Consider the following 23195-nt stretch of genomic DNA (forward strand, 5'->3'; position numbering starts at 1 on the left):
TTTCACTGTGTTTGATACGACGTGACGGGCTCAGGCTCGGGACCTAGGCTGCCTTAATCAAGGCCAAGAATACGACGATTTGCCGCCTCGTCCGTGCCGCCATCGGCAAAATCGTCAAAGGCCTTTTCCGTCACGCGAATAATATGGTTCCTGATGAACTCGGCCCCTTCGCGGGCACCGTCTTCGGGATGTTTAAGCGCACATTCCCATTCCAGCACGGCCCAGCCATCAAAATCAATCGCGGCAAGCTTGGAAAAGATTGCGCCAAAATCAACTTGCCCATCGCCAAGCGACCGGAACCGGCCGGCACGCCCGACCCAGTTCTGATACCCGGAATAAACGCCCTGACGCCCGGTCGGATTAAACTCGGCATCCTTGACGTGGAACATGCGGATACGCTCCGCGTAAATATCGATGAAATCAAGATAATCAAGCTGCTGAAGCACAAAGTGGCTTGGATCATACAGGATGTTGGCACGTGAATGGTTTTTCACCCGCTCCAGAAACATCTCGAATGTTGCCCCGTCAAACAGGTCTTCACCCGGATGGATTTCATAGCAAACATCAACGCCACATTCATCCGCAACATTCAGGATCGGGGTCCAGCGTTTGGCAAGTTCATCAAACGCGGTTTCAACCAGACCCGCCGGGCGCTGCGGCCACGGATAAACATAAGGCCAGGCAAGCGCACCCGAGAAAGTCGCATGGGCCGAAATGCCCATATGTTGCGATGCTTTAAGGGCTGCTTTTACCTGATTAACCGCCCATTCCTGGCGGGCTTTGGGATTGCCGCGCACTTCCGGTGCGGCAAAGCCGTCAAACATCTCGTCATAGGCCGGATGAACCGCAACAAGCTGCCCTTGCAGATGGGTCGAAAGTTCGGTCAGCTCGACACCATATTGCGCAAGTGTTCCGGTAATTTCGTCACAGTAATCTTTACTGTTTGCAGCTTTTTCAACATCAAACAGCCGCTTGTCCCAACTCGGGATCTGAACGCCCTTATATCCCAACGACCCGGCCCAACGGCCAATGGAATCAATTGTGTCGAACGGGGCTTCATCACCTGCAAATTGGGCTAGGAAAATAGCCGGTCCCTTAAGTGTTTTCATAGCGAGCCTCTTTGACTACGTCCTGATGGGTATGGCGGAAAAGATGTGCGTCGGGCGGGCTCCCGCCCGACGCTTAAATGCTGGTCCCAACCAAAGACCAATTAGAACGGGCTGTCCGGGAAATAGAAGTTCTCGGCATTTTCTTCGGTCACGACAGTCGCGCCAAGGATATAGCGGCCTTCAACCGGCACACCTGATGTGAATTTCAGCGCCGTCAGCTCCATCGCGGTTGCGATCATTGCTGGCGGATACAAAACGTCAATCGGGGTCAGTTTGTCGCCATCCATCACACGTTTGATGATGTCTTTCATACCGGCACCGCCAACGATGAACATCTCGTCGGTACGATCCGCCTGTTTGACGGCTTCGATCACACCAAGGGCGATGTCATCATCCTGTGCCCAGACCGCATCGATCTGCGGGAAGCGCGACAGGAAGTCCTGCATCACTTCATAGCCGTCATCACGGTTCCAGTTGGCGTGCTTCATATCAAGCACTTCGATGTTTGAACCTTCGATCGATTCAATGAAGGCATCTACACGTTCGGTATCAATCGTGGTCGGAATGCCGCGCAAGATAACGATCTTGCCTTCGTCATTCAGACGATCACGAATGTATTCACCCGATACACGACCCAGTTCCGGGTTATTCCCCGCAACGTAAACGTCTTCAATCCCCGGAAGGGAAAGACCACGGTCAACCACGGTGATGAACTTGCCAGCTTCCTTGACCTGCTGGACCGGAACGGTCAGCGGATCAGATTCAAACGGCAAGATAACCAACGCATCAATATTCTGAACCGACACCAGATCTTCAAGATCATTGGCCTGTTCTGTCGCACCATTTGCCGAAACAACGATGACATCGATATTGGGATAGGAGGCCTCGATACGTTTTTCGGCCTCTGCAGCATGCCAGTTCAGGCCACCGGCCCAACCATGGGTCGCAGCGGGAATAGAAACACCGATTTTAATTTTTTCCTGTGCGAATGCACCGGTAGACACAAGGCCAAGACCCAGAACACAGGCGGCCCCAAGATATTTCGTAAACGTTTTCATAAACGCTTCCTCCTGATCAAAAAAAATGATGCGTTTTCACATTCATCCCGGACGTTGATCGCCGGTTATTTGCTCTTTTTGCGTCGCCAGTCCCCACGTTGCAGGAAGACGGCAACGATGATGATCAGCCCCTGAACCGCTCCGTTCAGATAGTTACTGATCGCATCCGTCAAATTCAGAATATTGCCAATGGTGGTCAGCATGATCGCACCGACAACCGTGCCCCAGATCCGGCCATAGCCGCCCTTCAGCATCGTTCCGCCAATGATCACTGCTGCAATGGCTTCAAGTTCCCAAAGAACGCCGGTCGAACTGGATGCCGAACCAAGGCGCGGCACATAAATGATGGTCGCAATCGACACACAGATCCCCTGAATCACATAGGTCAGGGTCTTGATCCGGTCGACATGGATCGCCGAATAGCGTGCAACCTGTTCATTTGACCCGATGGCAAAACATTTCCGGCCAAACGGCGTCATGTTCAACAACACATACCCGGCAACCGCGACCACAAAGAACACCAGTACGGGTACGGGAATGCCCAAGACATCGCCGTAATAAATCGGGCGATAGACACCGCGCACATCAAAGTCCAGCGACAAGGTCCCGCCATCGGCCATATAGGTCACAAGCGATCGGTAAATCCCCATGGTGCCCAACGTCACGATAAAGGCTTCAATCTTGCCCTTTGTGCTGACCAGACCATTGACCGCCCCGGCACCAATACCCAGAACGATACTAAGCAAAACACCAAGAAGCACGGTTTCAACCCCGGCCCCCAACGTTTGGACAAGCGTGTTCATCACGACAATCATGGCACCGGAAATAAAGGCCGCCATCGACCCGACCGAAAGATCAATCCCGCCCGCCGTAATAACAAAAGTCGCCCCGACCGCGATGATGCCGATAAAGGCCGCGCGGGTGAAAATATTCGACAGATTCCCGCCGCTTAGGAAGGCTTCATTAATCGCCGTTCCCAGGATGAAAAGTCCCACCAGCGCAAGGAACGGGCCCAACGCCTTAAAATCGATGCTAAAGCCGCTCGAAGTCTTTGAAGTCTTGGCTTCGTTGCGCTCAAGGCTACTCATGAACAGACACTCCCTGCTTGCCTGAAATTCCTGTCGCATGCCGCATGATTTCATGCTCATTGCGGTCGTTACCTTCGAGAATGCCGGTAATGCGCCCGGCTGCCATCACCGCAATACGGTCAGACAGGCCAAGCATTTCGGGCATTTCGGACGACAGGAGAATGACGGATTTTCCGCGATTGGTAAGATCGCCGATGAAATGATAAATCTGGCTTTTCGTACCAATATCGATGCCGCGTGTCGGCTCATCAATAATCACGATGTCCGGGTCGGTTTCCATGACTTTGGCCAACAGAAGTTTTTGCTGATTGCCACCGGAAAAATCACCGACCTTGGATTTTCGGTCTGCGGCCCGGATATCAAATGCTTCAATCGCGGCTTCAAGGGCGGCTTCTTCGGCCTTGCGGTCAATGATCACCCGCCCGAATTTTTCAAGTGCCAGCAAGGTCAGATTGGGCCGCATATCCATATTCAACAGCAACCCGCTGCCTTTGCGGTCCTTGGTCAGATAGGCAATGCCGCATTTCTTGGCATCTTGCAGACTGTGGATCTCGACCGGCGAACCATTATGTGCAATCTGGCCCGAACTTTTTTCGCGCAGACCAATGATCGCTTCCATAAGGGCGGTACGACCGGCCCCGACAATCCCGGCAAAGCCAAGAACCTCGCCCCGGCGAAGATCAAAACTGGCATCACGGACTTGCCCGTCCACCGAAAGCCCCCGGACCGAAAGCGCAATGTCCGATGCCTTGACCGGTTCACGATCGGGGAACATCTGTTTGATGTCGCGCCCGACCATCAGCCGCGCCATATCATCCTTTTCAAGACCCGAAACAGGTTCGGTCGTGATGTGGCGCCCGTCGCGCAGAACCGTCACCCGGTCGGCAATGGCTTTGATCTCGTCAAGTTTATGGGAAATATACAGGATCGCCACACCCTGCTCGCGCAACCGCTTGATCTGCTCAAACAGGATATCAACCTCGCGCCCGGTCAGAACCGCTGTCGGTTCGTCCAGAATCAGGATGTCGGCTTTTTTGGACAGTGCCTTGGCAATTTCGACCATCTGGCGGTCAGATACCGGCAGGTCCCGAATGCGCGTGCGCGGATCAACATCGCATTGCAATTGATCCAGAAGCTTTTTGGCTTCAAGGCGCATCGTCGCTTTATCAAGGAACCAGCCACGTTTGATTTCACGGCCAAGGAAAATGTTTTCTTCAACAGTCAATTGTTCGGCAAGGTTCAATTCCTGATGGATCAGGATCACGCCGTGGTTTTCACCAATTTCACTATCAAGGAATTCAACAGGCGCATGATCAAGAACCAGCTCACCGCTGGTCGGCTGGTGATAGCCGGACAGGATTTTAACCAATGTCGATTTGCCAGCACCATTCTCGCCCAAAAGGGCATGGACTTCGCCCGCATACAGATCGATGGAAACATCGAACAGCACCTGCGCAGATCCAAATGACTTGCAAACCTGCCGACCGGACAGGCGTATTTGTGCCTGTTGATCGGAGTTAACGGCATGATTGGCCGCATCCGACATGATGTATCCTCCCTAGCGTCGCATTTTTGCGATCAACTCTTTATTACAGCCTGTGTAAACGTTTTCATTTTTAATGTAAACCTTTACATTTGTGTAATTGTGATCAAAATCACCGCTCCAAACGACCCGATGAATGCCGCTGGACAGCCTGTTACCGGCAGAGTAGGAAGAAGCATGAATGAAAAAATCGCGACGATTGAAGATGTTGCCCGCCATGCGGGGGTGTCGATTGCCACTGTAAGCCGGGCTTTGCACAAGCCAGATGTGGTTTCCGAAACCGCACGTGAAAAAGTGCAAACCGCCATCGCCGCGACGGGCTACACCGCCAATGTCATGGCCAGAAACCTGCGCCTGAACCGTTCGGGCATGATTCTTTTGCTGGTTCCAGACATCGGAAACCCGTTTTTTTCAGCGATTCTCTCAGGCATTGAAAAAGGTGCCAGTCAGGCGGGCTATAATGTTCTGATTGGCGACACGCAAAACGACCCTGACCGCGAAGCCACCTATGCCGCCTATCTGCGCAGCAATCAGGCCGATGCCATGATCTTGCTTAATGGTCGATTACCGGCTCCGCTTGCCAATGCACCGGCAAATGCAACGCCGCCTGTGGTCATTGCCTGTGAACGTATTCCGGGATGTGCGTTGCCGACCGTCATCATTGATAATGACGAGGCATCTTTTATCGCCACCCGCCATCTGACGGATTTTGGCCATACACGCATCGCCCATGTCAGCGGGCCTTCAAACAACATCCTGACCACCGACCGCGTTGCCGGATATCGCCGCGCATTGGCCTCTGTCGGCATTCAAAACGACCCGGCCCTGATATATCGCGGTGATTTTTCAATTGATTCGGGGATTGCCGCCGGACGCGCCCTTCTGGCGGATCCGAAAACGCGACCAACAGCGGTATTTTGTGCCAGTGACGGCATGGCAATCGGGGTGATTGTTGCGGCCAAGGAATATGGTCTTCGCATCCCTCAGGACGTTTCAATCGTCGGCTTTGACGACATCCCCCATGCGGCCGCCTATGATCCGCCGATCACGACGGTGCGCCAACCCCGCCGCCGACTGGGCGAACAGGCGATTACCCTTCTTCTGGATCGGCTGGGTGCCAAGGCACCGTTTGAAAACCGTGAAAAGGGCCCGGTCATTGTCCCGACGGAATTGATCATCCGGCAAAGCACAGGCCCCTGCCCCAAGGGTTAGCTTGATAAAGCCCCCTTGGCGGACCACGCTCTTAACCGCTTGCGATCTTTTTCCATTCGTCGACGACCACGCGCGCCTCGCCTTCGTGATCGCGCCCGGATTTTGACGTTTCCGATGCGAAAATCTCGAACCGGATACCGTTGGGATCACGGAAGAACAGACGCCGTGCGCGCCCGTCATCTTCATTGTGATACACCACCTTGTGCTGGAACAGATGGTTCTGCCAGGCAATCACATCACGCGGCGCATCACAGCGCAGACCGATATGGAACACTTCGTCGGGCATATGCGGATCATTGGGATAAGGCCCGGTATCTGCCGGCCAGTCAAAGAATGACAGCCGCGTTCCATCCGGCAAGGAATATGTCATCAGCAAATAATCGCTTTTCCACGACGGGCTATAACCGCTTTCGGCATGGACAAGCGTTGCGCCGATCACTTTGGCATAAAAATGATCCGTCTTTTCAAGATCGCGGGTTGGAAAAGCAAGATGGTCGACACTGACAGGTGCAGGTGACATGGCCCCCTCCGTCTCTGGTTATCCTTAGGGTCAAAACGCAAGACCACGGAAAATGATCCGCCATCAATATGGTCAATCCTTCCTGAACCATTGAATGCCAGCGGTTTCGGTGTCACACTAGGATCAGGATTTCGCAACGTGCAAGCAGCGTGTTTTCGCTTTCAAACGCACGTATTTTTCACGGCGTCCGCCCATACTAAGCAGATGGGGAATTGCAAACCAAAATCAATGCGATGACCATCCGGACAAACCGTCATAAAACCACAATATCACGCAATGATAAAATCGCATTAGGGTCAGGGCTGATTAATTCGATTGGAATGGCAGTCGAATTAATCAGCCCTGACCCTACATATTAAGGCAATGCAGTATTGACCGTCATGCCCCTCGCTGCTATTGGGTCGCGGAACAGAGCTGCGGAACATCCCGGCGATCGCGCGCGTTGTTACCCACATTCAAACAACGCGCATTTGGCATCACCACCCTTGATGGGGACATAAACGATGAATGACTACAGTTTATCCGTCTCCGGGTCATGGATGACGCAACGTTTCGCCGACCATTAGATGATGGCACCATTTTATGGTGCGCCTGATGGTACGTTCGGTTTTGGCGTTTAACGCCACCCAATCTCGTTTCTCCCGTCCCCGTGACATAGTTGTAGAGAGCCGCCTATGCCCGCAACGCCATATTATCTGATCGACAAGTCCAAACTGCTGCGCAACATGGAAAAGATCGCCTATGTCCGCGAACATTCCGGCGCAAAAGCATTGCTGGCCTTGAAATGCTTTGCCACATGGTCGGTGTTTGACTTCATGTCCGATTATATGGATGGCACAACCTCGTCCTCGCTTTATGAGGTCAAACTTGGCCGCAAGAAATTTGGCAAGGAAACCCACGCCTATAGTGTGGCTTATTCCGATGATGAAATCACTGAGGTCATTGAAAATGCTGATAAGATCATTTTCAATTCCATCAGCCAGCTCACCCGGTTTAGCGATCAGGCATCGTCAATTGTGCGCGGTTTGCGCCTGAACCCGCAGGTCTCGACATCAAGCTTTGATCTCGCCGATCCGGCCCGCCCGTTTTCACGCCTTGGCGAATGGGATGTCACCAAGGTCGAAGCGGTGATGGATCAGATCACCGGCTTCATGATCCATAACAACTGCGAAAATGCCGACTTTAATCTGTTTGATCAGATGCTGGGCAATATCGAAGAAAAGTTCGGATCGCTCCTCTCGCGGGTCGAATGGGTCAGTCTGGGCGGCGGCATTCACTTTACCGGCGATGATTACCCGCTTGATACATTCTGTGCGCGTCTTCGGGCATTTTCGGAAAAGTTCGGCGTGCAGGTCTATCTTGAACCGGGCGAAGCATCGATCACGAAAAGCACCACCCTTGAAGTCAGCGTGCTTGATACCCTGTTTAACGGCAAAAATCTGGCCATCGTCGATAGCTCGATCGAAGCCCATATGCTGGACCTTTTGATCTACCGCGAAAATGCCAAGGTTCTGCCCAATACTGGCGATCACCCTTACATGATTTGTGGCAAATCATGCCTGGCCGGGGATGTCTTTGGCGAATTTAATTTCGAGCACGAGATCAAGGTCGGCGACCGTATCTCCATTCAGGATGCGGCCGGCTACACCATGGTGAAAAAGAACTGGTTTAACGGGGTCGGCATGCCGTCCATCGTGATCCGGGAACTCGACGGAACGGAACGCATTGTGCGTGAGTTTACCTTTGATGACTACGTATCGAGCCTTTCCTAAGCAGGAAAAGGACTTTTCATAGCGAACCGGGGCGATGGATCGCCCCACCTCTCACAACAAGGGAGTTTTTGGCCCGACATGAAAAAGAATGTTCTGATTATCGGCGCAGGTGGCGTCGCACAGGTAGTGGCACATAAATGTGCCCAGCATAATGACGTGCTTGGCGATATTAACATCGCATCGCGTACTGCTGCGAAATGTCAGGCAATCATCGACAGTATCCACGACAAAAAGGCCCTTAAGAACGACGGCGTTCTTGCTGGTCATGCCTTGGATGCCACCGATATTGCTGCGACCGCTGCCCTGATCGAAAAAACCGGCAGCCAGATCGTCATTAATGTCGGATCCCCGTTTGTGAACATGCCGGTGATGTCGGCTTGCATCAAAACCGGTGTTGCCTATCTCGATACCGCCATTCACGAAGAACAGGACAAAATCTGCGAAACCCCGCCATGGTATGCCAACTATGAGTGGAAGCGCCGCGAAGAATGCGAAAAGGCCGGTATCACCGCCATTCTTGGCATCGGATTTGATCCGGGTGTGGTCAATGCCTATGCCAAACTGGCGGTCGAAGATTACTTCGATAAAATTGACTCGATTGACATCATCGACATCAATGCCGGCAGCCACGGCAAATATTTCGCCACCAATTTCGATCCGGAGATTAATTTCCGCGAATTCACCGGCACGGTTTATTCCTGGCAGGACAGCAAATGGCAGTCCAACAAGATGTTCGAGATCAAGAAAATCTGGGACATGCCTGTGGTGGGTGAAAGCCAGACCTTCATGACCGGCCATGACGAAGTCCATTCCCTGTCCCAGAACCTTGACGTGCCCAATGTCCGCTTCTGGATGGGCTTTGGCGATCATTACGTCAATGTGTTTACCGTGCTCAACAGCATCGGTCTTCTCTCCGAACAGCCGGTCAAAACGGCCGAGGGTCTGGAAGTTGTGCCGCTTAAGGTCGTAAAGGCCTGCCTGCCCGATCCAAGTTCGCTTGCCCCGGACTATACCGGCAAGACCTGCATCGGTGATCTGGTCAAGGGCACCAAGGACGGCAAGGAAACCGAAGTCCTGATCTATAACGTGGCGGACCACAAAGACGCCTTTAACGAAGTCGGCAGCCAAGGCATTTCCTATACCGCTGGTGTTCCGCCGGTGGCCGCTGCGATGCTGATCGCGACCGGCGAATGGGATGTGAAGAAAATGGCAAATGTCGAAGATTTGCCGGCCAAACCGTTCCTGAATTTGCTGAACGGCATGGGTCTTCCGACCCGCATCAAGGACGCCAATGGTGATCGGGCTCTGGATTTCAGCTAAGCGGCTTATATCCTGATCTCATACGTAAAATGGCGGGCCATGTATCGTTTGGCTCGCCATTTTTATGTTTGAATTTCGCGCATCAACGCGGGAACGATCACAGAATGGGTTGTTTGCACTAAACAGCAATCTTGGTATCACGTGATACCAGATGTATGGACAAGGTCAATTTGGCCGGCATCGTACATTGCATGACGAAAAATATATTTTAGCGGATCGCGAATGTTCAAATTTGCAACCGGTTGCAAATTGCACGTTACATGACATCTAGTGAAATCGTGTTTGCAGAATTTGCGCAATGTGCGGGCAATTTCCGGTCCTGATTTTTGCGCGAAAAAGTGAGACGTTTTGTGTGTGCAATCTGTGAACGAAATTGTACTCACAAAAACGTGCAGTTTTTGTAATACAAAAATGTGTTGCTTCAGTACAAATTTTATTTGTATAACGGGTTTGCAAAAGTTGGGAAGAAAACCAACTTTTAAACAGATAGCCCCCTTGGCCGTCCGTAGCCCCCGTGAGAACGGATTAATAGCAGGCTACCGACCCCAAGGGGTTTTTTTTTGCCTTTTCCAATAATTTCAAAAATAAAATCATTGGGGGAAATATGCAGCGGATGGCCATCATGATTGACGGGGCGTTCTTTTTGAAGCGTTTCCCGGTTGTCTTCCCAAGTAAGGATGCGCGTGATCCTGAAGTGGTGGCAGAGACGGTCTTTCGAATGGCAATCTCTCACCTTAAGCCCAAAAACCCCAATGCCAAGCGTTCCGATCTATATCGCATTTTCTTTTACGATTGCCCGCCACTAACAAAGCGTTTGCATACGCCAATTGAAAAGAAGGCTATCAACTTTGAGAAATCAGATGAGGCGATTTTCCGAAACGCACTACATCTTAACCTCACGAAGCGCAGAAAAGTTGCCCTTCGATTGGGGCATTTGAACGACAAGAATGCAAATTGGTCATTGCGGCCGCGTGTGATGCAGGATCTGATAAAGAACAGACGTAAATGGGAAGAGCTTGCCGACCATGATTTCGTTTATACGGCGAAGCAAACTGGTGTTGATATGCGGATTGGTGTCGATATCACACAACTGTCTCAGAAGCGTCTGATCGATCAAGTTGTTTTGGTTGCAGGAGATAGCGACTTCGTGCCAGCAGCCAAACTGGCTCGTAGAGAGGGTGTTGATTTTATTCTTGATCCAATGTGGAACCATATCCATCCGGATTTACATACACATATTGATGGATTGAGATCGATGACCCGCAATCCGGAAATGGTTGCTAATGAAGCAGAGGCGCAAAAGCAAGTCGTTGACGATCTTGATATCGAATAACTTCCCAGCAAAGGCAGAGTAGGAAAGTCATGCGGGGTAGCGGATGTCAAAAAAATGGCAAATGTCGAAGATTTGCTGGCCAAACCGTTCCTGAATTTGCTGAACGGCATGGGCCTTCCGACCCGCATCAAGGACGCCAATGGTGACCGGGCTCTGGATTTTAGCTAGACCACCGCACATCGCATAATATGAACATTCTCAATGGCGGGCCTCAGTGCCCGCCATTTTTATGCCGAGTCCTGACCCGATGGTCAAGATATCCACCACAACGCCGACAAACTCGACACATCGACGCTACGCAATCACAGGGTGATGGAAACCTATACATTTGGTCGAAAAAGCGTATCTCCCGCTGTTTTCCTGATGTTTGCGCACAAATCGCCCCACCCTTAAGGATAGCTACGCGGTATCATTGCGGCGCACAATAAACCCATCAAAATCAACAGTTTGACAACCGAAACCGCTTTCGGCTAGCGTTCCCCCTGTTACCGAAAGCGATTTCGGAAAACAGCAAACATCGCCAACAAGGCGCTGAAAAAAGATAAGGGAGGTTCCGTGCCACGCGTCAAGCCACGCCGTGAAACTGTGTCTATTGCCCAACTGGCAAAGCATCTTGGCTTGTCCGAGGGAACCGTTTCGCGTGCCCTGAACAATTATCCCGACATCGCCAAGAAAACCATCGCACGCGTCCGCAAGGCCGCCGATGAACTGGGCTATCGCCCGTCAACCACCGCCCGCCGACTTGCCCGCGGTGTCGTTGAAACCATCGGTTTTGTCCTGCCCGCACGTCACGGCCATCAGATCGATCCGTTTCTGGCCGAAATCCTTGATGGCTTGGCAACCGAGCTTGCCTTGTCGGACTGGGATTTGCTGGTCGCTGCCGTCCCCGAAGGCCATGACGAGGTCGAAGTCATGGACCGCCTGATCCGGTCGGGCAAAGTCGGCGGATTTGTTGTTGCCCGATCGCGGCGCAATGACCCCCGCGTCGATTTCTTGCGCAAATCCCAGATCCCCTTTGTCGTTCAGGGCCGCACCGCCAAATATGACGATTACGCATGGCTCGATATCGACAATGAAAAGGCCTTCATCGACGCGATGAACCATCTTGTCGGGTTGGGCCATCGCAAGATTGCCTATCTTGGTGGTGATCCCGACCTGAACTACGCATGGCAACGCCGCGAAGGTTTCGTCTCTGCCGCCAAGGCCCATGGCTGTGACATGCCATCCGGTTATGTCTTTGACGGCATTTCCGATGAAATGGCTGCCCGCCACGCCGTAACCGAACTTCTCAAACATCCCGACCGCCCCACCGCCCTTTTATGTGTCACCGATGCCGTTGCGATTGGTGCAATCCATGCACTCGCCCATGCCGGGATCAAAGTGGGCGATGAAATTTCCGTCATTGGTTTTGATGGCCTGCCCATGGGCGAAGCCATCCATCCCGGCCTGACAACAATGTCGCAGGCCAGCTATCAGATCGGCCGTGAAGTGGGCCGGATCGTTGTCGCGCAGGCCAATGCGCCTGCATCGCCGTTTTCCCAGATTCTTTGGGAAGCTTCGCTGACCATTCGTGGATCAGCCAATCCACCGGCACAGAAGTCGGTAACAAATGCCAAGGGAGGCATCTCATGAAAACTTTGACGCGTGCATTGACACTCGCGGCTGCCGGTTTGTTGGTTTCGACCAGTATGGCAAGCGCACAGCTGCGTTTCTGGACCACCGAAGAACAACCCGAACGTCTGGCCAAACAAGAAGAAATGGCCAAGGAGTTTGAAGCCAAAACCGGCACTGCCGTTGAAGTCATCCCGGTTACGGAATCCGAACTTGGAACCCGCGCAACGGCTGCCTATGCCGCAGGCGATCTGCCAGACGTCATTTACCTGACATTGCAATATGTCCTGCCATGGTCAGAAGCCGGCATTCTCGATACCGAAGCCAATAACGAAGTCGTCATGAGCTTGGGCAAAGACACCTTCGCACCGGCTGCACTGTCGATGGCCGATTTTGACGGCGAAGTTGCTGCTGTGCCGTCTGATGGCTGGACCCAGATGGTTCTCTATCGCAAGGATCTGTTTGATGCCGCCGGGCTTGAGGCACCAAACAGCTACGCCAACATCACCAAGGCACTGGAAAAACTTCACAATCCGCCAGAAACCTATGGCTTTGTTGCCGCGACCAAGATCGACGACAACTTCATGAGCCAGGTGCTTGAACACGTTCTGCTTGCCAATGGGGCCACCCCGGTTTCCGCTGATGGTTCCATCGGGTTTGATAAGGCCAAGCTGATCGAGGCCCTCGATTTCTATAAATCCATCGCCCAGGCATCGCCTCCGGGGGATCTGTACTGGAAACAGTCACGCGAAGTCTATTTCGCAGGCAAGGCCGCAATGATCATTTGGTCGCCCTTCATCCTTGATGAATTGGCTGGCCTGCGTGACAGCGCCCCACCCACCATCAATGATGATCCGACATCGGGCGAACTGGCATCGAAAACCGGTGTTGTGACCCGCCTGATGGGCCCGTCCAATCCTGATGGGGCCGCATGGGGTGACATCCGCTATTTCGGGATCACCAATGATGCCGATACCGATGCCGCCGAAGAATTCGTCAAATTCTCGCTTGATGATGGCTACACCAGCACGCTTTCCATCGCACCGGAAGGCAAATTCCCGGTCCGTCACGGCACCGCAGACGATCCTGAAAAATTCGTCAAGGCATGGTCGACCCTGCCGGTCGGTGTGGATCGCAAAAAGCCGCTTTCCGAACTTTATGATCCGGCTGTTATTTCCGACATCGTGTCGGGCCTTGAAACAGCAAACCGTTGGGGTGTTGCCGAAGGTCAGTTGTCACTGGCATCGCGCATCATCAACAGTCAGATCATTAACCGTCTGGTCCGCGAATATATCGACGGCGAACGGGATGCATCGGCAACCGCCGATCTGATCAACGAAGAAATCGCCGCCATCGAATAAGCGGCAAACAATCTTGTATCCGGGGTGCGTGGTGATCTGCGTGCCCCGGATTTCCGGTTTTCACAACGGATACCAAGACGATGACAACGTCCCACGGCACACACACACCATCAGCAACCGCACCGCCGCAAGACCCGTCGCCAAGGCGGAAATCAAAAATTGGCCCGATGGCGCGACGCGAAGCCAAACTAGCACTTTGGATGCTGGCCCCGACCTTTTTGATCGTTATGGGCGTTGTCCTGTTTCCGTTGCTGGCCAATTTCTGGATTTCGGTCAAACCGGTCAAACTTTCGGATCTGCGACCACCAACCCCGGTTGTCTCCGAACGGGTGCGGGGTGACTTTGACGTCGCAGGCGAAGAATTCAGCATTCAATACCGCATGCGCAATTCATCGCGCGAAGGCGACATTACCGATGTTGTCCTGACCGATACTTTGCCGACCGGCATTACAATCACCAAATCCGACCCTGCCTGTAGTGTAACCGGCACCGAAGTCCGCTGTACCCTTGAACAGCTTGAAGCCGGTGAACGCAACCGGTTGGAACTTACCGCCATTGCCGATGAAAGTTTTGCCGCCAACCCCGTATCGCCGCGTGATAGCGAACCAACCGTCACCGGGTCGGCTGAAAACATCCTGACCAATTCGGAATTCACCCTCGATAACTTCGCCCGGATATTTGATTCCCGTGAATTTTGGTCGGTTCTTTGGGTGACGATTGCCTATACCGTGTTTGGCACCTTGGGTGCGCTGGTCATGGGGCTTTTTGCCGCACAGATTTTGAACAAACCCTTTGCCGGTCGCTCCATCATTCGCGGTCTGTTCCTGTTTCCCTATGTCGCCCCCGTGATCGCGGTCGCCTTTACATGGGTGATCCTGCTTGATCCGTTTAACGGCACATTCAATGCCATTCTTTTGCGCATGAACCTTGCCGATGAAGGTGTGAATTTCTTTGGCCAACGGGCTCTGCCGATCGACATTCTTGGCATGACCTTCGAATTCCCCTTGGCCTTGGCAACCGTGATTGCCTTTGAAGCATGGCGGTATTTCCCGCTGTCATTCCTGTTCATTCTCGCCCGTATGCAATCAATTTCATCTGACATGTACGAAGCCGCCGAGGTCGATGGTGCCACCCCGCTTCAACAGTTCTGGCACATTTCCCTGCCGCAGCTTTTAGGCATCCTCTCGACCCTGTTCCTGTTGCGCTTCATTTGGACCTTTAACAAGTTTGACGACATCTTCCTTCTGACCGGCGGGGCTGCGGGTACGCGGACATTGACCGTTGATGTCTATGAACAGGGCTTTGCCCTATCGAACCTTGGCGCAGGCGCAGCGGTCGCGGTTGCGATCTTTATCCTGCTTCTGATCTTTGCCGTGTTCTATTTCAAATTCGTCCACCGGGAGGATTCGTAATGCGTATTGGTACGGGTCTTCTTCTTGGCCTTTTATCGGGTTTGCTGTGGGGGGCGATTGCGGTTGCCATCATCGGCATTTCCCTGACCCTGATTACCGGGCTTCCGGCAACACCGATCATTACCGCCGGTGCACTTGGCGGGGCGGTCAATGCCGCAATCATATTGCTGCGCACCCCAACGGACCGCACACCGGGCCTTTATCTGGTGGCCTTTGCTGGCGTGATCATTGCCATGATGCTGGTTTCGTTTGGCGCACCCTTTAGTCTGGCCTTCTCGGAAAGCTCGGCCATTCAGGCATTTGGTGTTGGTCTGGTTGCCCTTGCGGTGACCTTTGCCAACCGTGCGGTCCTGATTGATATCCACTCCGGGATGCTCAAACGCTATAAAACCGACCTTGTGATCGTGCGCGTTCTCAAGGGGTTTGGTTTTGTCTTCTTTAGCGTGATTGTCATTCTGCCCTTCTATGTGATGGTGATGACCAGCCTGAAGACCCAGCAAGAACTGTTCTTGAACCCGCTCGATCTGTCGATTGACCTGACCCAAGGGGCGGCAAGCCTGTTTGACAGCTATGTCGAACTGTTTACCAAGTTCAACTTTGGCCGGTTCCTTCTGATCTCGACCATTGTGTCTGTCTCAACGGTTCTGATCACGCTGGCCTTTTCGATCCCCGGTGCTTACGCCGTGGCCCGGTTGAAATTCCCCGGACAGGCGGTACTTTCCAGCTCGATCTTGCTGATCTATCTCGTGCCGATGATTGTTCTGGTCATCCCGCTTTATGCGGTGTTTAGCCAGCTTGGCCTGCGCAATACCGTGGTCGGGCTTTTGATTGTCTATCCGGCAACGACGGTCCCGGTCGCCCTTTATATGCTACAGGGTTATTTCCGCGGTCTTCCCGCCGAACTGGAAGAAGCCGGTCTGATGGATGGCCTGTCACGCCTTGGCGTGATCTGGAAAATCACCCTGCCGCTCGCCCTTCCGGCGTTGGCATCGGTATCGCTTTATGTCTTCATGATCGCCTGGAATGAATTCCTGTTTGCTTTCATGTTCCTTGATGATCCCGACATATTCACCCTGTCGCGCGGGGTTGTCTCGCTTAATTCATCGGAAGTTCCGCGCCAGCACCTTATGGCCGGTGCCGTCATCGCAACGGTTCCGATCCTTGTGATCTTCCTGTGGTTTGAACGCTTCCTTGTTCAGGGCCTCACCGCCGGGAGTGTCAAGGGATGACCATGACCCTTAATGAACTAAACCCCAAAAACCGGCGTGCTGCCGATATTCTGATCGCCAATGATCGCGGCGGCTATACCGTGCCAAGTGCCAAGCTTTATCCGTTTCAATGGAACTGGGACAGTGCGCTGGTCGCGCTTGGATTTTCAATCTTTGATCCCGACCGGGCATGGCAGGAAGTCGAAAGTCTTCTGTCTGCTCAATGGGACAATGGCATGGTCCCGCACATCATTTTCTGGAAGGTGGAAAAAAGCTACTTCCCCGGCCCGGACCAATGGGGCACCGCCGATATCGCCCATAACCCGCCAACATCGGGCATCACACAGCCGCCGGTCGCCGCAACCGTGATCCAGCGCCTTCTGGCCGAGGATGTTGATGACATTGATGCCACTCGCGACCGTGCGGCAAAGCTGCTGCCCAAACTTGACCGCTGGCATCAATGGTTTCTTGATGCCCGTGACCCGGATGGCCTTGGCATTGTTGCCATCATGCATCCATGGGAAAGCGGCCGGGATAATCTGCCCGATTGGGATCGTCCATTATCCTTCATCGATACCACCGGGGTTGGCACCTATCACCGGCGCGACACCGATATCGTCAACGAAGACGAACGCCCGAAAAACAATGACTATGATCACTACATGGCGCTGGTGAAATTCGGGCGTGACTGCAACTGGGATACAGCAACCATCTCGCGGGATTGCCCGTTCTGGGTGGCGGAACCGGGCATGAATGCCATCTTGCGCCGGGCGGAACGCGATTTGATCGCGATGGCAAAACTTCTGGGTATGGATGACATTGCGACACGCGCGGCATCGCGTCTGGCCCGCCTTGATACCGGGTTTGAAAAACTGTGGTCTGACGATGTTGGCGGCTATGTCACCCTTGATCTGCGCCGCGATGAATATGCCACCGGCCTGACATCGGGAAGCTGGCTTGCCCTGTTTGCCGGGCATGTTGAGCCCAAGCGCGCAGGCAAAATGGCGACAACCTTGTCACATTGGCTGACACAGGTTGACCGCGGTGTGCCCAGTTTCGATCCGAACCATGAACTGTTTGATTCCATCCGGTATTGGCGCGGTCCGGTCTGGGCGATGGTCAACTGGATGATTGCAACCGGATTGATCGAACATGGCGAAACCGATCTTGCCGAACGCATCCGCGCCGATACCGAAGCCCTTATCGAACAATCGGATTACCGCGAATATTTCTGCCCGGTCACCGGCCGCGGCGGCGGCGGATCCGATTTTTCATGGACTGCATCCATGTCGCTCTATTGGGCATCCCGTCCAACCGGCGACGTCATCAACTCCCCCGTCTTAACGCCCACTACCCCGGAACAGGAGGCCAAATAAAATGGGTCAGATCGAACTCAAAAATATCCGTAAATCATTTGGCGGGGTTGAAGTCATCAAGGGCATCGACCTTCAGATTAACGAAGGCGAACTGGTGATTTTCGTGGGCCCTTCGGGGTGCGGTAAATCAACACTTCTGCGGTTGATCGCCGGTCTGGTCGAAGCATCCGACGGACATATCCTGATTGATGGCGATGACGTGACGGGCAAACCACCGGCAGAACGCGAACTCTCGATGGTGTTTCAATCCTATGCGCTTTATCCGCATAAATCGGTCCGCGAAAATATGGGCTTTGCCCTGACCGTTGGCGGCATGCCCAAGGCCGAAATTACCGCCAAGGTCGACGAAGCCGCCGCGACGCTCAAACTTGAAGACTATCTTGAACGCAAACCCAAAGCCCTTTCGGGCGGGCAGCGTCAACGCGTTGCCATTGGGCGTGCAATTGTCCGCGAACCCAAGGCCTTCCTGTTTGATGAACCGCTATCAAACCTTGATGCTGCCTTGCGCGTTGAAATGCGCCTCGAAATTGCCCGCCTGCACCAGAAACTCCGCGCGACCATGGTCTATGTCACCCACGATCAGGTCGAAGCCATGACCTTGGCCGACAAAATCGTCGTGCTTCAGGCGGGCCAGATCGAACAAATCGGATCTCCGCTTGATCTGTACCGGCATCCGGGAAATCTGTTTGTCGCCCAGTTCATCGGATCGCCCAAAATGAATGTGGTTGATTGCTCAGGTTCGGGCACCACCGTCACATTTGGTAACAACATGACATCCGATATTGCCCGCAACGCCGAAGGTGCGACCAAAATGGGCATTCGCCCCGAACATATGGCCCTATGCGATGCCAACGATACCAGTGCCGCGATCCTGACCGGGCAGATCGATGTCATGGAACATCTCGGCTCTGACAGCTTTGCCTATGTCAATGTCGCCGATGTCGGCCTGTTCACCGTCCGCATTGTCGGCCATTCCGAAGCCGTGGTTGGCGATATGGTCGGACTGACATTCGGCTCGGAAAATGTCCATCTGTTTGACGCCGCCGAAAAAACCATTCCGGCATGATGAATGTCGCAACTCCACCATTATGAATGTCCCAACTCCAGCATTACGAATGTCGCAACTCCTGCATGATCAATATCGCAACGCGGGACTCTTCCCGCACGCCGAGGTCAATCCTCATACAATTATAAATCGGGTAAAATGCGACGGTCCGGGGCGGGCTTCCGGTCCGCCCCTTGATTCTGCACTAAAATTGAATAATGCGCGCAACTGTTCAAAATAAGTGAATAATAAAAACAGCGCCGGGCGGCCTTTTTTGGCTGCCCGTAACCGCTATTTCAGCGACCCCAGAACCGCCAGACTTTCATAGCGTTTGATATAGGGTTCATGAAACACCCGATCAACAAATGCACTATATTCTTCCATGTCACTGACCTGAATGCGCAAAACAAAATCATGCGCGCCCGTAACATGATGACATTGCACCACTTCGGGCATTTTCGCAAAAGCTTCGCGCATCAGCATATAACGATCCGGTCGGTCACGCTCCATGGTCAGAAGGACGATCACCATCATCTTCTTACCGAACACTTTGGGTGAAACCACCGCAACATCGCGTTCAATCACGCCTGTTTCGCGCAAACGCTGCACACGGCGCAGGCATGCCGCGGACGAAAGGCCAACCTTTTCCGCAAGCTCCGTACCTGTCAGCCGACTGTTATCCTGCAACAGTTCCAGCAGGCGATAGTCGAATTTATCGAGTTCCGCCAAGGTTCAATTTTCCCAAATCATGATGGTGTAACACCCTGCAAACAAACATGACCTATGCAGCCAGCGAAAGAAAATCGTTTTTGTAAAATATTTGCGAAAATCTCGCACGGATTTGCGAAACTTGCGCACCAATTAACACACCGGGGGCGTAGATTGTTTGTGGGTTCAGAGGAAACTTTGTCCCTTATTAGCAAACAAACTAGCGAGCCAGCATCATGCCAGCACAGTTTACGAATGACTCCCTCGTCGCCACCACCAATGTAGCGCCGGTTTCGGGCGCATCCATCTGGCGCTGGCTCGTCCTTTTCCCGCGCAAATGGGCCATTGCGTTCAAGATTGCCCGTGATACCGAAATGCTGCGCCATGCGCCGCGTGAGGTTCTTGAAGATATCGGGATCGCCCGCAGTGACATCGAATTTGCCTGCGAAAAAGGCTACGCGCCGAAATAATCCCCCGATGAATGGCAAACAGGTGCCCCACCCTGAATTGCCAAATTAAAAAGCCTGTCTTTGCCGCTTTGCATCGACAGGCTTTTTTTTATTTCCGCAGCCATTATCCCGCACACCTCTAATAACAATGCCTTGCGGTTTCCCGCCATTTGGCCGTTTCAGATTTCGCCAATCTTGTCCTTAAATCCCGCCTGATCTTGCCTACATACACTCTGCGACCAGCCGGTCTGATGGCAGATCATCCGCGCCACCGGATCGACATATCGGATCATTGTGCGCGTTTACCCCTCGGTTACCTGCCCGCAGGCAATGATCAGGCATAACAAGCCAAGAGAGAGAGGCGGTCATGCAATATCAGCTTAAGATCAATGGAGAATCCCGCACCGTTGATGCAGAACCCGGCACACCGTTGCTGTGGGTTTTGCGCGACGAACTGCACCTTACCGGCACCAAGTTTGGCTGCGGCGTTGCCTATTGTGGTGCGTGCACTGTGCATGTTGACGGCTACCCGACCCGATCCTGCCAGACCTTTGTCGAAGACGCGGTCGAGACCGAAATCACCACCATCGAAGGTGCCACCGACAAGGTCGCACAGGCCGTTCAGGCCGCATGGCGTGAAAAGGACGTTGTGCAATGTGGCTGGTGCCAATCCGGTCAGATCATGTCCGCCATCGGTCTTTTGACCGAAAACCCCAGCCCGACCGATCAAGACATCAAAGATTACATGGACGGCAATGCCTGTCGTTGTGTGACCTATGTCCGCATCAACGAAGCCATCAAGCTGGCATCTGAAAAGCTGGAGGCCTAAGTCATGACCATTAATGTTTCACGTCGCGGCTTCCTTGCCGGAAGTGTCGCGGGCACCACCGCCCTTCTGGTCGGGGTCAACGCCAAAGGCGTTCTGACCGCCGGCAGCACGGCCGCTGCCGCCACCACCGATCTCAATCCGTTTGTTAAAATTGATGGCAACGGCACGGTTACCGTCATCATCAAGCATTTCGAAATGGGTCAGGGCACGACAACCGGTCTGGCAACGCTGGTTGCCGAAGAACTCGATGCGAATTGGGATAAAGTTCAAACCGACTTCGCCCCCGCCGATGACAAACGCTACGCCAATCTGTTCTTTGGCGGACAAGGCACCGGTGGTTCGACCTCGATTGCCAATTCATACATGCAGTACCGCGAAGCCGGTGCTGCTGCGCGCGATCTTCTGGTGCGTGCTGCTGCCCAAAGCTGGGGCGTGGATGCCAGCAGCATTTCCATCGAAGACGGCATGTTGAAATCCGGTGGCAATTCCGGCCATTTCGGGGAATTCGTTGCCATTGCAACAACCCTTGAAGCCGTCGAAAAACCCGCAATTAAAACACCCGATCAGTTTAAACTGATTGGCAGTGACAAATTGCATCGCAAGGATAACACCAGCAAAACCAACGGCACCGCGATCTTCGCCATGGATGTCAATTTGCCCGGCATGATCTATGCCGCCATCATCAGAAGCCCGAAATTCGGCGGCACGGTTGTTTCGTTTGATGATGCCGATGCCAAGGAAGTCGGCGGCTTTATTGCCGCACAGGTTCTGCCCAACAAGGCCGGTGTGGTTGCCTTTGGCAAAAACACCTGGTCGGCTTTTCAGGCCCGCGATGCGCTTTCGGTTGAATGGGATTTCAGTGCGGCCGAAACCCGCAGCACGGACGCCCTGATGGCCGATCACAAATCCTTGCTCGATGCGCCGCAATACAATCTCGGCAAAGAGATCACCGTGCAAACAGTTGCCCCGGTTCTTGACGGTGCCGCCGACACAATCGATGCGGAGTTCTCGTTCCCGTTCCTTGCCCATGCACCGCTTGAATCCCTGAACTGCACGATTGAGCCAACCGAAAACGGTGTCCGGCTTCATGATGGCTGTCAGTTCCCAAGCCTGACCCGCCCGACCCTTGCGGCAATCCTTGGCCTTGAACCATCGCAGGTCGAAATCAAAACGCTGTATGCCGGTGGATCATTCGGACGACGTGCAAGCCCGACCGCCGACTACAACGCCGAAGCCGCCATGGCCTTTGCCGTTTCGGGGCGCAAAGTGCCCGTCAAACTGGTCTGGAGCCGCGAAGACGACATCAAAGGCGGCTATTACCGTCCAATGGCTGCCCACCGCGCAAAAGTCGGCCTTGATGCCGATGGCAAGGTGATTGGCTGGGACCATCGCGTCGCCGTCAAATCAATCATGAAGGGCAGCCCGATGGAACCGATGACGGTCCATGACGGTATTGACCATACATCGGCCGAAGGTGTCGCCGGCGGCCTGTATTCAATCCCCAATCAAGCCATCGGTCTCAGCGATTTCCAGACAGAAGTCCCTATTCTATGGTGGCGTTCGGTCGGCCATACCCACACGGCATTTGCCATGGAAAGCCTGATGGATATGGTTGCCACCCAGACCGGTCAGGACCCGATAGACATGCGTCTTTCGATGCTTGACCCGGCGGCCCCAAATCCGGCCCGCATGATCGAAGCCATCAAGCTTGTCCGTGAAATTTCCGGTTGGAAAAAAGGCGATAAGCGCGGCTTTGCCTGCCATTATTCGTTCAATACATGCGTTGCCGTTGTCGCCGACATCACGGTCGAAGACAGCAGCGTGCATGTCAACAAACTGTTCATGGCGGTTGAATGCGGGGTTGCGATCAACCCCGATGTGATCCGTGCCCAGATGGAAGGCGGGGCTGGATATGCCCTGTCCGCAATCTATCGCAACGAAATCACGCTGACCGACGGGGAAGTCGATCAATATAACTTCCCTGATTACGAACTGCTGCGCAATTCCGAGATGCCTGAAGTCGAGGTCGCCATTGTTCCGTCGAACAATGCACCGACAGGTGTTGGTGAACCGGGCGTGCCCCCAACCGGGCCGGCCGTTGCCAATGCGATCTTCGCACAGACCGGTAAGCGGATTATGGATCTTCCCATGTCCAAGGCCGGTTTCGACTTCATGTAAGGCAAGCTGCCCGGGGAATGTTCATTCTTCCCCCCCCCCGATGTTTCCCGGGCAGCGGTCCTT

General features: G+C 53.5%; 19 protein-coding genes. 13 read left to right on the forward strand and 6 right to left on the reverse strand.

The window, feature by feature from the left end:
• Positions 1-53 precede the first annotated feature (53 nt).
• The 4 genes from RIC05_RS11770 to RIC05_RS11785 all read right to left on the reverse strand — a co-directional run bounded on the left by RIC05_RS11770 (position 54) and on the right by RIC05_RS11785 (position 4801).
• Positions 54-1109, reverse strand: coding sequence for a sugar phosphate isomerase/epimerase family protein (locus tag RIC05_RS11770; RefSeq protein WP_350048718.1), 1056 nt, complete (start codon positions 1107-1109; stop codon positions 54-56).
• A gap of 101 nt (positions 1110-1210) precedes the next feature.
• Entirely contained in the window at positions 1211-2167 is a 957-nt protein-coding gene (locus tag RIC05_RS11775; protein ID WP_350048716.1) for an ABC transporter substrate-binding protein, read from the reverse strand.
• A 65-nt stretch (positions 2168-2232) separates the two neighbouring features.
• Positions 2233-3255 carry an ABC transporter permease gene (locus tag RIC05_RS11780; RefSeq protein ID WP_350044117.1) on the reverse strand — a complete coding sequence of 341 codons (1023 nt, stop codon included), beginning with the start codon at positions 3253-3255 and terminating at the stop codon, positions 2233-2235.
• The gene (locus tag RIC05_RS11785) at positions 3248-4801 is read right to left on the reverse strand and encodes a sugar ABC transporter ATP-binding protein (protein ID WP_350048714.1); all 1554 of its coding nucleotides are present in this window, start codon (positions 4799-4801) and stop codon (positions 3248-3250) included. The genes RIC05_RS11780 and RIC05_RS11785 overlap by 8 nt, the downstream gene beginning before the upstream one ends.
• Before the next feature lie 174 nt (positions 4802-4975).
• Here RIC05_RS11785 and RIC05_RS11790 point away from each other — a divergent pair, with 174 nt between their 5' ends.
• The gene (locus RIC05_RS11790) at positions 4976-6010 is read left to right on the forward strand and encodes a LacI family DNA-binding transcriptional regulator (RefSeq protein WP_350048712.1); all 1035 of its coding nucleotides are present in this window, start codon (positions 4976-4978) and stop codon (positions 6008-6010) included.
• Between the two features lie 31 nt (positions 6011-6041).
• On the opposite strand, the gene RIC05_RS11795 is transcribed toward RIC05_RS11790, so the two are convergent.
• Positions 6042-6530: a VOC family protein gene (locus RIC05_RS11795; protein ID WP_350048710.1), complete on the reverse strand. Its 489-nt coding sequence runs from the start codon at positions 6528-6530 to the stop codon at positions 6042-6044.
• 674 nt (positions 6531-7204) lie between these two features.
• Here RIC05_RS11795 and nspC point away from each other — a divergent pair.
• The 9 genes from nspC to RIC05_RS11840 all read left to right on the forward strand — a co-directional run bounded on the left by nspC (position 7205) and on the right by RIC05_RS11840 (position 18989).
• Positions 7205-8302: a carboxynorspermidine decarboxylase gene (gene nspC, locus RIC05_RS11800; RefSeq protein ID WP_350048708.1), complete on the forward strand. Its 1098-nt coding sequence runs from the start codon at positions 7205-7207 to the stop codon at positions 8300-8302.
• A gap of 78 nt (positions 8303-8380) precedes the next feature.
• The gene (locus tag RIC05_RS11805) at positions 8381-9622 is read left to right on the forward strand and encodes a saccharopine dehydrogenase family protein (RefSeq protein ID WP_350048706.1); all 1242 of its coding nucleotides are present in this window, start codon (positions 8381-8383) and stop codon (positions 9620-9622) included.
• A gap of 613 nt (positions 9623-10235) precedes the next feature.
• Positions 10236-10955, forward strand: coding sequence for an NYN domain-containing protein (locus tag RIC05_RS11810; protein WP_350048704.1), 720 nt, complete (start codon positions 10236-10238; stop codon positions 10953-10955).
• A gap of 555 nt (positions 10956-11510) precedes the next feature.
• Positions 11511-12587 carry a LacI family DNA-binding transcriptional regulator gene (locus RIC05_RS11815; RefSeq protein WP_350048702.1) on the forward strand — a complete coding sequence of 359 codons (1077 nt, stop codon included), beginning with the start codon at positions 11511-11513 and terminating at the stop codon, positions 12585-12587.
• Positions 12584-13927: an ABC transporter substrate-binding protein gene (locus RIC05_RS11820; RefSeq protein ID WP_350048700.1), complete on the forward strand. Its 1344-nt coding sequence runs from the start codon at positions 12584-12586 to the stop codon at positions 13925-13927. The genes RIC05_RS11815 and RIC05_RS11820 overlap by 4 nt, the downstream gene beginning before the upstream one ends.
• Before the next feature lie 80 nt (positions 13928-14007).
• Positions 14008-15339 (forward strand): carbohydrate ABC transporter permease, encoded by a 1332-nt coding sequence (locus RIC05_RS11825; RefSeq protein ID WP_350048698.1) that lies wholly within the window; start codon positions 14008-14010, stop codon positions 15337-15339.
• Positions 15339-16568, forward strand: coding sequence for a carbohydrate ABC transporter permease (locus tag RIC05_RS11830; RefSeq protein WP_350048696.1), 1230 nt, complete (start codon positions 15339-15341; stop codon positions 16566-16568). Before RIC05_RS11825 ends, RIC05_RS11830 begins: the two co-directional genes overlap by 1 nt.
• Positions 16569-16570: 2 nt before the next feature.
• Positions 16571-17923: an amylo-alpha-1,6-glucosidase gene (locus RIC05_RS11835; RefSeq protein ID WP_350048694.1), complete on the forward strand. Its 1353-nt coding sequence runs from the start codon at positions 16571-16573 to the stop codon at positions 17921-17923.
• A 1-nt stretch (position 17924) separates the two neighbouring features.
• Positions 17925-18989 carry an ABC transporter ATP-binding protein gene (locus RIC05_RS11840; RefSeq protein WP_350048692.1) on the forward strand — a complete coding sequence of 355 codons (1065 nt, stop codon included), beginning with the start codon at positions 17925-17927 and terminating at the stop codon, positions 18987-18989.
• A gap of 270 nt (positions 18990-19259) precedes the next feature.
• Here RIC05_RS11840 and RIC05_RS11845 read toward each other — a convergent pair whose 3' ends face one another.
• Positions 19260-19697 carry an Lrp/AsnC family transcriptional regulator gene (locus RIC05_RS11845; RefSeq protein WP_350044129.1) on the reverse strand — a complete coding sequence of 146 codons (438 nt, stop codon included), beginning with the start codon at positions 19695-19697 and terminating at the stop codon, positions 19260-19262.
• Positions 19698-19912: 215 nt separating this feature from the next.
• On the opposite strand from RIC05_RS11845, the gene RIC05_RS11850 reads away from it, so the two are divergent.
• From RIC05_RS11850 to RIC05_RS11860, 3 genes are all read left to right on the forward strand, one after another.
• A complete protein-coding gene (locus RIC05_RS11850; RefSeq protein WP_350048690.1) occupies positions 19913-20146 on the forward strand; it encodes a hypothetical protein in 234 nt (77 codons plus the stop codon).
• 346 nt (positions 20147-20492) lie between these two features.
• Entirely contained in the window at positions 20493-20954 is a 462-nt protein-coding gene (locus RIC05_RS11855; RefSeq protein WP_350048688.1) for a (2Fe-2S)-binding protein, read from the forward strand.
• A 3-nt stretch (positions 20955-20957) separates the two neighbouring features.
• Positions 20958-23132 (forward strand): xanthine dehydrogenase family protein molybdopterin-binding subunit, encoded by a 2175-nt coding sequence (locus RIC05_RS11860; protein ID WP_350048686.1) that lies wholly within the window; start codon positions 20958-20960, stop codon positions 23130-23132.
• The last annotated feature ends 63 nt before the right edge of the window (positions 23133-23195 follow it).

This window comes from Thalassospira sp., from assembly GCF_040218635.1.
Classification (GTDB): Bacteria; Pseudomonadota; Alphaproteobacteria; order Rhodospirillales; family Thalassospiraceae; genus Thalassospira.

Coding starts and splice junctions, on each gene's coding strand:
- RIC05_RS11770 (WP_350048718.1), bottom strand. CDS start 1,109: ATGAAAACACTTAAGGGACCGGCTATTTTCCTAGCCCAATTTGCAGGT.
- RIC05_RS11775 (WP_350048716.1), bottom strand. CDS start 2,167: ATGAAAACGTTTACGAAATATCTTGGGGCCGCCTGTGTTCTGGGTCTT.
- RIC05_RS11780 (WP_350044117.1), bottom strand. CDS start 3,255: ATGAGTAGCCTTGAGCGCAACGAAGCCAAGACTTCAAAGACTTCGAGC.
- RIC05_RS11785 (WP_350048714.1), bottom strand. CDS start 4,801: ATGTCGGATGCGGCCAATCATGCCGTTAACTCCGATCAACAGGCACAA.
- RIC05_RS11790 (WP_350048712.1), top strand. CDS start 4,976: ATGAATGAAAAAATCGCGACGATTGAAGATGTTGCCCGCCATGCGGGG.
- RIC05_RS11795 (WP_350048710.1), bottom strand. CDS start 6,530: ATGTCACCTGCACCTGTCAGTGTCGACCATCTTGCTTTTCCAACCCGC.
- nspC (WP_350048708.1), top strand. CDS start 7,205: ATGCCCGCAACGCCATATTATCTGATCGACAAGTCCAAACTGCTGCGC.
- RIC05_RS11805 (WP_350048706.1), top strand. CDS start 8,381: ATGAAAAAGAATGTTCTGATTATCGGCGCAGGTGGCGTCGCACAGGTA.
- RIC05_RS11810 (WP_350048704.1), top strand. CDS start 10,236: ATGGCCATCATGATTGACGGGGCGTTCTTTTTGAAGCGTTTCCCGGTT.
- RIC05_RS11820 (WP_350048700.1), top strand. CDS start 12,584: ATGAAAACTTTGACGCGTGCATTGACACTCGCGGCTGCCGGTTTGTTG.
- RIC05_RS11825 (WP_350048698.1), top strand. CDS start 14,008: ATGACAACGTCCCACGGCACACACACACCATCAGCAACCGCACCGCCG.
- RIC05_RS11830 (WP_350048696.1), top strand. CDS start 15,339: ATGCGTATTGGTACGGGTCTTCTTCTTGGCCTTTTATCGGGTTTGCTG.
- RIC05_RS11835 (WP_350048694.1), top strand. CDS start 16,571: ATGACCCTTAATGAACTAAACCCCAAAAACCGGCGTGCTGCCGATATT.
- RIC05_RS11840 (WP_350048692.1), top strand. CDS start 17,925: ATGGGTCAGATCGAACTCAAAAATATCCGTAAATCATTTGGCGGGGTT.
- RIC05_RS11850 (WP_350048690.1), top strand. CDS start 19,913: ATGCCAGCACAGTTTACGAATGACTCCCTCGTCGCCACCACCAATGTA.
- RIC05_RS11855 (WP_350048688.1), top strand. CDS start 20,493: ATGCAATATCAGCTTAAGATCAATGGAGAATCCCGCACCGTTGATGCA.
- RIC05_RS11860 (WP_350048686.1), top strand. CDS start 20,958: ATGACCATTAATGTTTCACGTCGCGGCTTCCTTGCCGGAAGTGTCGCG.